The organism is Sphingomonas sp. Tas61C01 (assembly GCF_052567495.1).
Genome location: NZ_CP199583.1, coordinates 2661564 through 2674412 on the forward strand (window position 1 = coordinate 2661564; position 12849 = coordinate 2674412).

At 68.9% G+C, this 12849-nt stretch carries 15 protein-coding genes; 7 read left to right on the top strand and 8 right to left on the bottom strand.

The features are described from left to right. Positions 1-3: 3 nt before the first annotated feature. From ACT009_RS12530 to ACT009_RS12545, 4 genes are read right to left on the bottom strand one after another with little or no spacing between them, the layout of a single operon-like run. Positions 4-693 (bottom strand): site-2 protease family protein, encoded by a 690-nt coding sequence (locus ACT009_RS12530; RefSeq protein ID WP_445191401.1) that lies wholly within the window; start codon positions 691-693, stop codon positions 4-6. Between the two features lie 58 nt (positions 694-751). Then, positions 752-1330, bottom strand: coding sequence for a thymidine kinase (locus ACT009_RS12535; RefSeq protein WP_445191402.1), 579 nt, complete (start codon positions 1328-1330; stop codon positions 752-754). 31 nt (positions 1331-1361) lie between these two features. After that, positions 1362-1880, bottom strand: a complete 519-nt coding sequence (locus ACT009_RS12540) for a GNAT family N-acetyltransferase (protein ID WP_445191403.1) — start codon at positions 1878-1880, stop codon at positions 1362-1364. Positions 1881-1888: 8 nt separating this feature from the next. Next, the gene (locus ACT009_RS12545; RefSeq protein ID WP_445191404.1) at positions 1889-3025 is read right to left on the bottom strand and encodes a PQQ-dependent sugar dehydrogenase; all 1137 of its coding nucleotides are present in this window, start codon (positions 3023-3025) and stop codon (positions 1889-1891) included. Positions 3026-3218: 193 nt separating this feature from the next. On the opposite strand from ACT009_RS12545, the gene rimP reads away from it, so the two are divergent. The 6 genes from rimP (at position 3219) to rbfA (ending at position 9757) form a co-directional block, all read left to right on the top strand. Continuing rightward, entirely contained in the window at positions 3219-3782 is a 564-nt protein-coding gene (gene rimP / locus ACT009_RS12550) for a ribosome maturation protein RimP (protein ID WP_445191405.1), read from the top strand. After that, the gene (nusA, locus tag ACT009_RS12555) at positions 3782-5440 is read left to right on the top strand and encodes a transcription termination factor NusA (RefSeq protein ID WP_445191406.1); all 1659 of its coding nucleotides are present in this window, start codon (positions 3782-3784) and stop codon (positions 5438-5440) included. The genes rimP and nusA overlap by 1 nt, the downstream gene beginning before the upstream one ends. Then, positions 5440-5670 (top strand): tautomerase family protein, encoded by a 231-nt coding sequence (locus ACT009_RS12560; RefSeq protein ID WP_445191407.1) that lies wholly within the window; start codon positions 5440-5442, stop codon positions 5668-5670. The genes nusA and ACT009_RS12560 overlap by 1 nt, the downstream gene beginning before the upstream one ends. A gap of 174 nt (positions 5671-5844) precedes the next feature. Next, positions 5845-6558, top strand: a complete 714-nt coding sequence (locus ACT009_RS12565) for a DUF448 domain-containing protein (protein WP_445191408.1) — start codon at positions 5845-5847, stop codon at positions 6556-6558. After that, positions 6555-9305 (top strand): translation initiation factor IF-2, encoded by a 2751-nt coding sequence (infB, locus tag ACT009_RS12570; protein ID WP_445191409.1) that lies wholly within the window; start codon positions 6555-6557, stop codon positions 9303-9305. The genes ACT009_RS12565 and infB overlap by 4 nt, the downstream gene beginning before the upstream one ends. 56 nt (positions 9306-9361) lie before the next feature. Next, the gene (gene rbfA / locus ACT009_RS12575; protein ID WP_445191410.1) at positions 9362-9757 is read left to right on the top strand and encodes a 30S ribosome-binding factor RbfA; all 396 of its coding nucleotides are present in this window, start codon (positions 9362-9364) and stop codon (positions 9755-9757) included. A 25-nt stretch (positions 9758-9782) separates the two neighbouring features. Here the strand turns inward: rbfA and ACT009_RS12580 are convergent, their stop codons facing one another. Together ACT009_RS12580 and ACT009_RS12585 are read right to left on the bottom strand one after the other, a co-directional pair. Then, a complete protein-coding gene (locus tag ACT009_RS12580; protein ID WP_445191411.1) occupies positions 9783-10166 on the bottom strand; it encodes a PaaI family thioesterase in 384 nt (127 codons plus the stop codon). Beyond that, positions 10163-10588, bottom strand: a complete 426-nt coding sequence (locus tag ACT009_RS12585; RefSeq protein WP_445191412.1) for a PaaI family thioesterase — start codon at positions 10586-10588, stop codon at positions 10163-10165. The genes ACT009_RS12580 and ACT009_RS12585 overlap by 4 nt, the downstream gene beginning before the upstream one ends. Before the next feature lie 88 nt (positions 10589-10676). Here ACT009_RS12585 and ACT009_RS12590 point away from each other — a divergent pair, with 88 nt between their 5' ends. Beyond that, positions 10677-11456 carry a crotonase/enoyl-CoA hydratase family protein gene (locus tag ACT009_RS12590; protein ID WP_445191413.1) on the top strand — a complete coding sequence of 260 codons (780 nt, stop codon included), beginning with the start codon at positions 10677-10679 and terminating at the stop codon, positions 11454-11456. A gap of 147 nt (positions 11457-11603) precedes the next feature. Here ACT009_RS12590 and ACT009_RS12595 read toward each other — a convergent pair whose 3' ends face one another. Together ACT009_RS12595 and ACT009_RS12600 are read right to left on the bottom strand one after the other, a co-directional pair. Then, a complete protein-coding gene (locus ACT009_RS12595; RefSeq protein ID WP_445191414.1) occupies positions 11604-12038 on the bottom strand; it encodes an acyl-CoA thioesterase in 435 nt (144 codons plus the stop codon). Beyond that, the gene (locus ACT009_RS12600) at positions 12039-12821 is read right to left on the bottom strand and encodes an SDR family NAD(P)-dependent oxidoreductase (protein ID WP_445191415.1); all 783 of its coding nucleotides are present in this window, start codon (positions 12819-12821) and stop codon (positions 12039-12041) included. Positions 12822-12849: the final 28 nt, after the last annotated feature.

The window sequence follows — 12849 nt, forward strand, 5'->3', positions numbered from 1 at the left end:
CGATCAGCTGATCGCGGCGGCGAGCGACAGGAACATCCGCACCACCGCCTCGGCCGGGGGCACGACCAGCCGCGCGACGACGTTCGCGTTCGGGAACGCCATCGGCAGCAGCACGAGCAGGAAGATCATGATCAGGAAGCCGAACGGCGCCAGCTTGGCATAGTGCACCGCCAGCGAGCGCGGCAGCAGGCCCTGCACGACGTGCCCGCCGTCGAACGGCGGCAGCGGCAGCAAATTGAACAACGCCAGGAAGACGTTGACCAGCAGGAAGTTGACGAGGTTGGCAACGACGAACGCGCCGACGCCCCCCGGCTGCCCGGTGCCGATCGCATTGCCGAACAGCCCGAGCGCCACCGCCGCGATCGTCGCCAGTGCCAGGTTCATCCCCGGCCCGGCGAGCGCCACCGCCATCATCCCATATCGCGGGTTGCGCAGCCGCTCGGCGATCACCGGCACCGGCTTGGCCCAGCCGAACACCGGTGCATGCGCGATTGCCAGCCCCAGCGGCACGACGATGGTGCCGATCGGATCGACATGACGAATGGGGTTGAAGCTCAACCGCTTGCGCTCCGCCGCGGTCGGATCGCCGAGCCATTTGGCGACCCAGCCATGCGCGACCTCGTGGAACACGATCGCGATCACGAGCGGGATGATCCAGATGGCGCTGCGGTAGACGATGTTGTCGGGGTTCATGGTGCAGCATGTAGGAGGTGGCGCGAGTGGCGGCTAGTCGCCCGCCCGGACGGTCGCTTCAGCTCGCCAGCGCCTCGGTGAAGTGCCGGCGGCACAGCGCGAGATAGCGATCGTTGCCGCCGATCTCGGTCTGCTTGCCTTCCGCAATAGGGTTGCCCTCGGCATCGACGCGCAGGTTCATCGTCGCCTTGCGCCCGCAGACGCAGACCGATTTGATCTCCACCAGCGAATCCGCGATCGCAAGCAACCGCGCTGCGCCTTCGAACAGGCGACCCTGGAAATCGGTGCGCAGGCCATAGGCGAGCACCGGGATGCCCATCGAGTCGCAGATCCGCGCAAGCTGCGCGACCTGGATGCCGGTCAGGAATTGCGCCTCGTCGACCAGCACGCAGGCGAGCGGATCGGCGGCATGCTGCGACGCGACGCAGGCGGCCAGATCGGTCTGGGCGTCGAACGGGGTGGCGGGCGCCTCCAGCCCGATCCGCGAGGTGATCGTGCCGGGCCTGAAGCGATCGTCGACCGCGGCGGTGAACAGCATCGTCGCCATCCCGCGCTCGCGATAGTTGAAGTCCGCCTGGAGCAGATTGGTCGATTTACCCGCGTTCATCGACGCGTAGTAGAAGTAGAGCTTGGCCACCCCGCGCTCCTTCCACGCCGCGCGCCTGCGATCAATCGTCGAACAGCATGACCACGGCGGGACGCTTCTCGACGCCCACCAGCCGTTCGCGCCGGAAGCCCGCGCGTGCATAGGCGCGGCGGGCGCGGGTGTTGCGGATGTCCGGATCGATCGCGACGATCGGCACGCCGCCGCGGCGCAGATGTTCGGCGAGCAGGCGCAGATAGGCGGTGCCGTGGCCGCGCCCGATCAGCGCGGGGTTGCCGATGAAGGTATCGATCGCGCGCGCGCCCCGCGGCAGATGCGCGAATTGCGGCTGCGGCCACGCATGCACCGCATAATGCTGCGCGAACGCGAACGGCCGGCCGTCGAGCGCGACGATCAGCATCGTCATCGCAGGCTCGTCGAAATCGGCACGGATCAGGTCTGCCTCGCGGCGCGGATCGCCCCACCATCGGCGCGCGGCGGGCGTCGCCAGCCACCGCCGCAGCATCGGCAGGTCGTCGTGCCGGACCCGCCGGAAATCGTAGCGCGGGCCGGGATCGAGCGCGCGATCGGGGTTGGTGGTCACGCCGTGCATCAGGCGGGGGCGGGGGTCAGCTTGAGCAGGCGGCCCTGCGATCCGTCGTCCTCGTCCTCGATCACCAGGATGGCGCCGTCGGCAGTCTGGTCGACGTCGCGGATCCTGGCGCCCATCGCCCATTGATCGCCCTTGCGCGCGGCGGTGCCGTCGAGATCGACGCGGACCAGCGACTGCGACGACAGCCCGCCGATGAAGGCGTCGCCCTTCCAAGCCGGAAACAGCGTGCCCGAATAGATCATCAGCCCGCCCGGCGAGATCACCGGGTTCCACCAGACCTTGGGTGCCTCATAGCCGTCGCCGGGCGCATGATCGGGGATGTCGCGGCCGTCGTAATGGCTGCCGTTCGAGACATTGGGGTAGCCATAGTTGCGGCCCGGCAGGATCAGATTGACCTCGTCGCCACCCTTCGGCCCCATCTCCTGCTCCCACAGATTGCCCTGCGCGTCGAAGGCGATGCCGAGCAGGTTGCGATGGCCGTAGCTCCAAACCTCGGGCTGGAAACCCTGCGCGGCGAGCGGATTGCCGAGCGCGGGCTTGCCGTCGAGGGTGAGCCGCAGGACCTTGCCCAGCGTCATCGTCTTGTCCTCCGCGGGGGTGAATTTCTGCCGCTCGCCATTGGTGAAGAACAGGTGCTGCCCATCGGGGGAGAAGGCGATGCGGCCGGAATAATGGCCGTTGCCCTCGACGAACGGCCGGGCGCTGAACAGCGTCTCGATCCCGCCGAGCCGCTCGCTGCCCGCAGCACCCTCCAGCTTGCCACGCGCGAGCACCACGCCCTTGCCGCCGGGCCCCGCGGTCGAATAGCTGAAATAGACATGGCCGTTGTTCGCGAAGCCCGGCGCGGCGACGACGTCCATCAACCCGCCCTGGCCAGCCGAATCGACGGCGACGGTGGCGACCGTGCGGCGTTGCTTGCCGTCGGCCGAGAGCAGCAGCATCCGCCCCTTCTTCTCGGTCACCAGCAGGCGCCCGTCGGGCAGCACCGCGATCGCCCAGGGCGAATCGAGGTCGGCGAGCACGGTGGCGCGGAACGGCAGGGCGGCCGGCGCATCCGCGGCCTGCGACTCGCCCGGCGCGGCGGCGCCGGCGGTCGCGGTCAGCATCGCGGTGGCGAACAGGGCGGATCGGATCATCAAGGGCTCCTCGGGGCCGGGCGGGGCGGGACGTGCCTCGTGCAAACGCCGACGGGCGTGCCCCGGTTGCGACGCTTGCCTAGTCCGTCGCGCCGGACTATATCGCAAGCACATTCTCTACATCGCTAGCGGTGAAGAGGCTGGAGCCACCCGGTTCCGGCGACGACGACGCATGTATTGGATCTGAGCCGCAATGGCCGACATCGCCCTGCTGACGACGCTGATCGAACCCGAGGCCAAGGCGCTCGGCTTCGATCTCGTGCGCATCAAGATGACCGGCGGCAAATCCGATCCGACGCTGCAGATCATGGCCGAGCGCCCCGACACCCGCCAGCTGACGATCGACGATTGCGCCGAGCTGTCGCGCCGGGTGTCCGACGTGCTCGACGAGAAGGATCCGATCGAGGAAGCGTATCGGCTCGAAGTGTCGTCGCCGGGGATCGACCGGCCGCTGACCCGCGCCAAGGACTATGCCGATTGGGCGGGTCACGAGGCGCGGCTGCGGCTGCTCGACGCGGTCGAGGGGCGCAAGGTGCTGACCGGTGACCTGGTCGGCGTCGACGGCGACCGGGTGACGATCGACGTTCGCGGGCACCAGCCGATGACGGTCGGGCTTGGCCAGATCGGCGAAGCCAAGCTGACGATCACCGATCGGCTGCTCGCGGCGACCGCGCCGCTGGTCAGCCTGGGTGCCGAAGAATTCGAAGACGATGAAGCGGCGTTCGACGACGACGCCGAGATGGAAGGACAGAATTGATGGCCAGCGTTGCCACCGCCAACCGCGCGGAGTTGATCGCGATCGCGAATTCGGTCGCGTCGGAAAAGATGATCGACAAGGGCATCGTCATCGAGGCGATGGAGGACGCGATCCAGCGCGCCGCGCGCGCGCGCTACGGCGCCGAGAACGACATCCGCGCCAAGCTCGATCCGACCACCGGCGATCTCCGGCTGTGGCGTGTCGTCGAGGTGGTCGAGGCAGTCGACGACTATTTCAAGCAGGTCGACCTGAAGGGCGCCGAGAAGCTCCAGAAGGACGCGGTCGTCGGCGACTATATCGTCGATCCGCTTCCCCCGATCGAATTCGGTCGGATCGCGGCGCAGGCCGCCAAGCAGGTGATCTTCCAGAAGGTCCGCGACGCCGAGCGCGAGCGCCAGTTCGAGGAATTCAAGGACCGCCAGGGCGAGATCATCACCGGCGTCGTCAAGCGCGTGGAATTCGGCCACATCGTCGTCGATCTCGGCCGGGCCGAGGGCGTGATCCGCCGCGACGCGCAGATCCCGCGCGAAGTCGTCCGGGTCAACGACCGCATCCGTTCGCTGATCCTCAACGTCCGTCGCGAGAATCGCGGGCCGCAGATCTTCCTCAGCCGCGCGCACCCAGATTTCATGAAGAAGCTGTTCGCGCAGGAAGTGCCCGAGATCTACGACGGCATCATCACGATCATGGCCGCCGCGCGCGATCCCGGCAGCCGCGCCAAGATCGGCGTGATCAGCCGCGATTCCTCGATCGACCCGGTCGGCGCCTGCGTCGGCATGAAGGGCAGCCGCGTCCAGGCGGTGGTGCAGGAGATGCAGGGCGAGAAGATCGACATCATCCCCTGGTCGCCCGACACCGCGACCTTCGTCGTCAACGCGCTGCAGCCGGCGTCGGTCAGCCGCGTCGTGATCGACGAGGAAGAGGACCGGATCGAGGTGGTCGTGCCCGACGACCAGCTGAGCCTCGCGATCGGCCGTCGCGGCCAGAATGTCCGCCTCGCCAGCCAGCTGACCGGCAAGGCGATCGACATCCTGACCGAGCAGGACGCGAGCGAGAAGCGCCAGAAGGAATTCGTCGAGCGCTCGGAGATGTTCCAGAACGAGCTCGACGTCGACGAGACGCTGGCACAGCTGCTGGTCGCCGAGGGCTTCGGCGCACTCGAGGAGGTCGCCTATGTCGAGCTCGACGAGATCGCGGGTATCGAGGGCTTCGACGAGGATCTCGGCCAGGAGCTGCAGAGCCGCGCGCAGGAAGCGCTCGACCGTCGCGAGGCCGCCGCACGCGAGGAGCGCAAGGCGCTCGGCGTCGACGATGCGCTTGCCGGCATGCCGTATATGACCGAGGCGATGCTGGTGACGCTCGGCAAGGCCGGGATCAAGACGCTCGACGACCTCGCCGATCTCGCCACCGACGAGCTGGTCGAGAAGAAGCGCGTCGAACCGCGCCGCCGCAACGAGGACGCGCCCAAGCGGCCCGAGCCGAAGGGCGGCATCCTCAGCGACTATGGCCTGAGCGACGAGCAGGGCAACGAGATCATCATGGCCGCGCGCGCGCACTGGTTCGAGGACGAGGATGCGGGCGAGACCGCCGAGGCCGACGCGGCCGCGGAGGATGCCCCCGCCGATGACGCCGCCGTCAAGGGAGCGGACGAAGCCTGATGCCGTTCGTCTCGATCCGCATCGCGGGCACCGCGGACCACGACCAGAAAGCGGGGATCGTCGCCGACGTCACCGCTTCCCTGGTCGCGCGCCTCGGCAAGAACCCGGCCGCGGTGCAGATCGTGATCGAAGAGGTGTCGCCCGAAAACTACGGCGCGGGTGGCCAACTGATCGCCGACCGCGACGCGCCGACGACAAAGGGAGACGCTCATGCGGACGTCTCCCGATGAGAAGCTGAACGGCGCTTCACAGCCTTGTTCCTTACTGTCGCGATGGTGGGCCCCGCCAGGGGCACGGGCCGATAGCCTGACCGCGGTTGTGCTCCCGCGAAGGCGGGAGCCCAGTACTGGGTCCCCGCCTTCGCGGGGACGCAATGGCGGCTGCCTGCCGGTTTGGGCGGCAGCATGACCGCGGCCGATCCCGTCCGCAAATGCATCCTCTCGCAGGAGCGGGACCGTCGCGATCATCTCGTGCGGCTGGCGCTCGCGCCCGATGGCGCGATCCTGCCCGACGTGCGTGCCAAGGCGCCGGGGCGCGGCGCGTGGATCGGGGTGACGCGCGAGACGCTCGAGACCGCGATCGCCAAGGGCAGGCTGAAAGGCGCGCTCGCGCGGGCGTTCAAGACGTCCGACTTCACGATCTCGCCCGATCTGCCCGCGATGATCGCGGCGGCGTTGCAGCGCAATGCGCTCGACCGGCTCGGGCTGGAGGCGAAGGGTGGCACGCTGCTCACCGGCAGCGACAAGATCGAGACCGCGGCGCGGCAGGGGCAGCTCCATGCGCTCTATCATGCCGCGGACGCGGGCACCGACGGCAACCGCAAGCTCGACCAGGCCTGGCGAGTCGGGTCCGATCGGGAGGGCAGCGATGTCAGGGGCTTGGCACTCCCGATGCCGCGCACCATATTGTCGTTGGCGCTAGGCCGCGAGAATGTGGTACATATCGGCCTGACCGACCGCGCTGCGGCGAAGCGGGTGAGCGATGCGCTCGACCGCTGGCTGCATTTTATCGGACCCGAACCTTTACCCGCACCTTGCGAAACGGCCTCGCAAGGCGCAACGGCGTCCGGTTTTCCGGACATGCTACCGGCCGTAGACAGCATCGAGGAATTTGAGTGAGCGAGACCGACAACGAAAAGCCGAAGCTCGGCATGCGCACGCCGCTGGGGCTGAAGCGCACCGTCGAGACCGGCCAGGTGAAGCAGAGCTTCAGCCACGGCCGTTCGAACACGGTGGTGGTCGAAGTGAAGCGCCGCCGCGTCCTCGGTGGTCGCCCGGGCGAGGTTGAGGTGCCCGTCCAGGAGCAGGCCGCTCCCGAGCCGGCCCCCGCCGCCGCGCCGGTCGCCCGCGCGCCGGAGCCCGCCCGCGCGCCTGCCGCGCCGGCGAGCAACCTGTCCGCGCAGGAGCGCCAGGCCAAGCTGCTCCGCGAGGCCGAAGAACAGCGGATGAACTCGCTCGAGGACGCCCGCCGTCGCGGCGAGACCGAGCGCGCCAAGGCGGTCGAGGACGACAAGCGTCGCGCCGACGAGAAGCGGGTCGAGGCGGCTGCCCCCGCAGCACCCGAGCCCGCTCCCGCGCCCGAGCCGGTCGCAGCTGCCCCCGAGGCGGCGCCCGTCGCCGCGCCGGCGGAGGTCGAGGCCAAGGCGCCCGAGCCTGCCCCGGCGCCCGCGCCGATCGCAGCGGCACCCACGCCCGCTCCTGCCCCGGCACCCGCTCCGGCGCCGACGCTGGAGCTCGGCCGCGATCCGTCGCTGCCCGCACCGCGCCGCTTCTCGCCGGTCGCGCGCCCCGAGCGGCCTCCGCCGCGCCCGGCACCCGCGCCTGCTCCCGCCGCCGAGGCCGCACCCGCGGCCGCGTCCGGCACCGGTGGCGCTTCGGCACAGGGCAACCGCGCGCTGCCGAGCGGCGTCGCGACTCCGCGCAACTCGCCCGCCAGCCGGCCGCAGCAGCGCGACCGCAAGGGCGACGATCGCCGGACCTCGGGCAAGCTCACGGTCACCCGTGCGCTCGGCGACGGTGATGGCGCGCGCGCGCGTAGCCTCGCGGCGCTGAAGCGCGCCCGCGAAAAGGAAAAGCGCCACTTCGGCGGCCCGCGCGAGGCGCAGGCCAAGCAAGTCCGCGATGTCCAGGTTCCCGAGGCGATCACCGTCCAGGAACTCGCCAACCGCATGGCCGAAAAGGGCGCGGACCTGGTGAAGGCGCTGTTCAAGATGGGCATGCCTGTCACCATGAACCAGACGATCGATCAGGACACCGCCGAGCTGCTGGTGACCGAGTTCGGCCACAACCTCACCCGTGTGTCGGATGCGGATATCGATCTCGCGATCGACACGGTCGAGGATGCCGCGGAATCGCTGCAGCCGCGGCCGCCGGTGGTCACGATCATGGGCCATGTCGATCACGGCAAGACCTCGCTGCTCGACGCGCTGCGCGGCACCGACGTGGTGCGCGGCGAGGCGGGTGGCATCACCCAGCATATCGGTGCCTATCAGGTCACGCTGAAGGACAAGTCGAAGATCACCTTCCTCGACACGCCGGGGCATGAGGCGTTCACGCAGATGCGCGCGCGCGGTGCGGACATCACCGACATCGTCGTGCTGGTGGTCGCCGCCGACGACGGGCTGATGCCGCAGACGATCGAGGCGATCAACCACACCAAGGCGGCGGGCGTGCCGATGATCGTGGCGATCAACAAGATCGACAAGCACGAGGCCAACGCCCAGAAGGTGCGCGAGCGCCTGCTGAGCGAAGAGGTCGTGGTCGAGGAAATGGGCGGCGACGTCCAGGACGTCGAGGTGTCGGCGCTGAAGAAGACCGGGCTGGACACGCTGATCGAGAAGATCCAGCTCCAGGCCGAGCTGCTCGAACTCGCCGCCAATCCCGATCGTCCTGCCGAGGGTACGGTGATCGAGGCCAAGCTCGACAAGGGCCGCGGCCCGGTCGCGACGGTGCTGGTCAACCGCGGCACGCTGAAGGTCGGCGACGTGTTCGTGATCGGTGCGGAAAGCGGCAAGGTCCGCGCGCTGGTCGACGACAAGGGACGCCAGCTGAAGCAGGCGGGTCCGTCGATGCCGGTCGAGGTGCTCGGCCTGTCGGGCGTGCCGTCGGCGGGCGATCCGCTGCAGGTCGTGGAGAACGAGGCACGCGCCCGCGAAGTAGCGGAATATCGTGCCAGCGTGCTCACCCAGAAGCGGACCACGTCGACGCCCGCCAGCCTCGAGAGCATGTTCTCGGCACTGAAGGACAAGCAGGCGATCGAATATCCGCTGGTTGTGAAGGCGGATACGCAAGGGACGGTCGAGGCGATCGTGGCGTCGATCAACAAGATCTCGACCGATCTGATCAAGGCGCGCGTGCTGCATTCGGGTGTCGGCGGGATCACCGAGAGCGACGTGACGCTGGCGGGGGCATCGGGGGCGCCGATCATCGGCTTCAACGTGCGCGCCAACGCCAAGGCACGCGAGATCGCCGAGCGGCAGAAGGTGGCGTTGAAATATTACGACGTCATCTACGACCTGATCGACGAGATCCGCGCCGGCATGGCGGGCGAACTCGGCCCCGAGGCGTTCGAGACGGTGGTCGGCCGGGCGGAGATCCGCGAGGTGTTCTCCGCGGGGAAGCATGGCCGCGCGGCGGGCCTGCTGGTCGTCGACGGCTATATCCGCAAGGCGCTGAAGGCGCGCATCACGCGCAACGACGTGATCGTCTACAACGGCCAGATCGCGTCGCTGCGCCGCTTCAAGGACGATGTCGCCGAGGTCCGTGCGGGTCTCGAATGCGGCGTCACCTTCGAGAGCCACACCGACATCAAGCCGGGTGACTTCCTCGAAACCTACGAAGTCGAAATGCGCGAGCGCACGCTCTGATCGAAGCGCGTCCTCTCCCGGGTTCGGGAGGGGGCGCGGTTTGCGGCGGAGGGACGATGAAGCAGGACCAGCCAGACAAGTCGGTACGCACGCTGCGGGTCGGCGAACAGGTGCGCCATATCCTCAGCGAGGTGCTGCAGCGCGGCGACGTGCATGACGCGACGCTCGACAAGCATGTCGTGTCGATCACCGAGGTGCGGATGTCGCCCGACCTGCGCCACGCGACGGTGTTCGTGAAGCCGCTGCTCGGGCGCGACGAGGAAGCGGTGCTGAAGGCGCTGCGCACCAACACCGCCTATCTGCAGCGCGAGGTCGCGTCGCGGGTGCAGATGAAATACGCCGCCAAACTGAAGTTCCTCGCCGACGAGAGCTTCGACGAAGGCAGCCATATCGACGCCCTGCTGCGCGCGCCGAAGGTGGCGCGCGACCTGGGCGGGGACGGGGCGGAGTAGGCGGCGCGCTCGTGCCTGCCGTCCCTCAATCCCGCACGATCAGATAATTCATCCGCGCGCTCGCGATCGGCTTGGCGCGGTCGTCCTGCCAGGCGATCGCCTCGACATTGGCGACCCGGGTGCCGAGGCGGGTGACGATTCCCTCGGCGCGGGTCGGCTTGTCGCGGCCGCCGCGCATGAAATCGACGGTGACGTTGACCGGCTTGATCCGGCCGCCGCCTTCCTCTTCCAGCGCGTACTGGAGCGCGACGATCGCGGCCATTTCGAGCAGCCCGGAGATCGCGCCGCCGTGCAGGAAGCCGGGGCGTCCGAGCACGTGATCGCCGAACGGCATCACCAGCAGCGGCGCGGCGGCGTCGCGCGGCTCGATCGACAGACCGAGCACCTCGGCATAGGGCGGCAGCGTCATGCCGGCGCGTCCATCGTCATGAAGGTGCCGGCGACGTGCGCGAGCGGATCGGCGACGTCGTCGTCATAGGCGACGCCGCGGACGAACGCGATCGATCGGGTGAGGCGCAGGCATTCGCCGCGGCCGATCACGGTCCTGCCGGGGGTCGCCGGGCGCAGATAGTCGACCCGCAGGTCGACCGTCGCCTGGGGCGCGAAATGGCCGCGCTTGACCCACACCGCCAGGCTGGTCGCCATGTCCATCATCGTCACGATCGGCCCCGACGCGATCACGCCGCGACCCGGATCGCCGATCAGGCGTTCGTCATAGGGCAGCGCGAGTTCGACCCAGCCGGGCCCCTCGGCGTGGAAGCGGAGCCCGAGCGCCTTGCCGTGGCCGCCGAAGCCGTGCGCGACGAAGCGCTTCAGATCGAAACTGCTCATGAGCGCCGTCGTACACCGCGCGACCCGCGGTGCAACGATTGCCGCGCCGGTGGTGCTCCGATAGCGTGGCGGCAACCAGGAGAGAGCCATGAACGACCGCGTTTCGACCAGCATCGCCGACGGTATCGCCGACGTCCGGCTGACCCGCGCCGACAAGATGAACGCGATCGATCCGGCGATGTTCGAAGGGATCGGCGCGGCGATCGATGCGCTCGCAGAGCGGGCCGACGTGCGCTGCGTGGTGCTGTCGGGGGAGGGGCGGGCGTTCTGCGCCGGGCTCGACATGGCGAGCATGCAGGCCGGGGGCTCGGGCACCTCGCGGACCCGCAACGATCAGGGATCGATCCTGCCGCAGCACGTCACCTGGGGCTGGCGCAATCTGCCGATGCCGGTGATCGCGGCGGTCCACGGCGTCGCGTTCGGCGGCGGCTTCCAGATCATGTCGGGCGCCGACATCCGCATCGCCGCGCCCGACGCGCGCTTCGCGATCCGCGAGAGCTATTGGGGGCTGGTGCCCGACATGGCGGGCTTTCCGATCTGGCGCGGGCTGGTGCGCGACGACGTGCTGCGCGAGCTGGTCTATACGGCGCGCGAATTCGATGCCGCGGAGGCGCTGGCGCACGGCTTCGTCACCCGCATCGCCGACGATCCGCACGAAGCCGCGATGACGCTGGCGCGCACGATCGCAGGGCGAAATCCGCATGCGATCCGCGGGGCGAAGCGGCTGTGCAACATGGCGCACGACGCCGATCCGCGGACGATGCTGGAGGCCGAAACCGACGAGCAGGTGAAGGTGATCGGCAGGCCCAACATGATGGAGGCGGTGGCGGCGCACATGGGCAAGCGAGAGCCGGTGTTCGTGGATTGAGGCCTTCGTGGGTGCGTCAACCAACCACACCCCGGCGAAGGCCGGGGCCCAGTCGGGAGACGATGGGGGCGAAGCGTTTGCCTCCGTTACATCCACCGTCGCGACGAGGCCCCGGCCTCCGCCGGGGTGGTGCAGAGGTAGGGATCATCAACCTATGCCGCTGACCATCCACCCGCCCAGATCCGTCCGGAAATCCTCCGGCAGTGCCTTCGCGCCGGTCTCGCTGCTCATCACGATCGTGACGTCGCAGGTCGCCAGGGCGCGGCCGTTCTGGAATGCGGCCGACAGGATCCGCCACGAGCGCATGCCGATGTCGCCGATCCCGGTCGCGACCTCGACATCGTCGGGAAAATGCCCTTCCGCCAGATAGTTGATCTCGACGTTCGCGACCAGCCAGCGATGTTCGCGCCGCCCCGCCAGCCCGATCGCGTGGTTGAACTTGACGCGCCCGGTCTCGAACAACGCGGCCCAGGCCACGTTGTTGATATGGCCGAGCACGTCGAGGTCCTGGAAGCGGGTCTGCACCGCCGCGTGGTGCGGGTAGCTGGCGGGGAGTAGCCGCCAGGGGTCGGGCCTCGCCATTCAGCGCGGCGCCATGCGGATCGCCCCGTCGAGGCGGACGTCCTCGCCGTTGAAATAGCCGTTCTCGATCATCGTCAGCGCCAGGCCGGCATATTCCGAAGGGTTGCCGAGCCGCTTGGGGAAAGGAACGCTGGCGGCGAGCGCGTCCTTCACCTGCTGCGGCGCGCCTTGCATCAGCGGGGTGTTGAAGATGCCCGGCAGGATGGTGTTGACGCGGATACCCTCGCCCATCAGGTCGCGTGCGATCGGCAGCGTCATGCCGACGACCCCGCCCTTCGATGCCGAATAGGCGGCCTGGCCGATCTGGCCGTCCTCCGCGGCGACGCTGGCGGTCATGACGATCGCGCCGCGCTCGCCATCGGCGCCGGGATCCAGCGTCAGCATTCCTGCCGCGGACTTGGCGACGCAGCGGAAGGTGCCGACCAGGTTGATCTGGATGAGCCAGTTGAACGCTTCCAGGCTGAAATGCTTGATGCTGCCGTCTTCCTTGGATCGGCTCGCGGTCTTCATCGCGTTGCCAGTGCCGGCGCAGCAGACCAGCACGCGCTCCTGCCCGTGCGCCGCGCGCGCCTTGGCGAGCCCCGCGTCGACGCTCTCGTCGCTCGTGACGTTCACCTCGCAGAAGATGCCGCCGATGTCGGCGGCGACGGCCTCGCCCTTTTCCGCCTGCAGGTCGAAGATCGCGACCTTGGCGCCCCGCGCGGCGAGCGCGCGCGCGGTGGCCTCGCCGAGGCCGGAAGCGCCGCCGGTGACGATCGCGGCAGTGTCGGTGTCGATGTTCATGGTCAGTCTTCCCTTTCCGGTCGTTCTA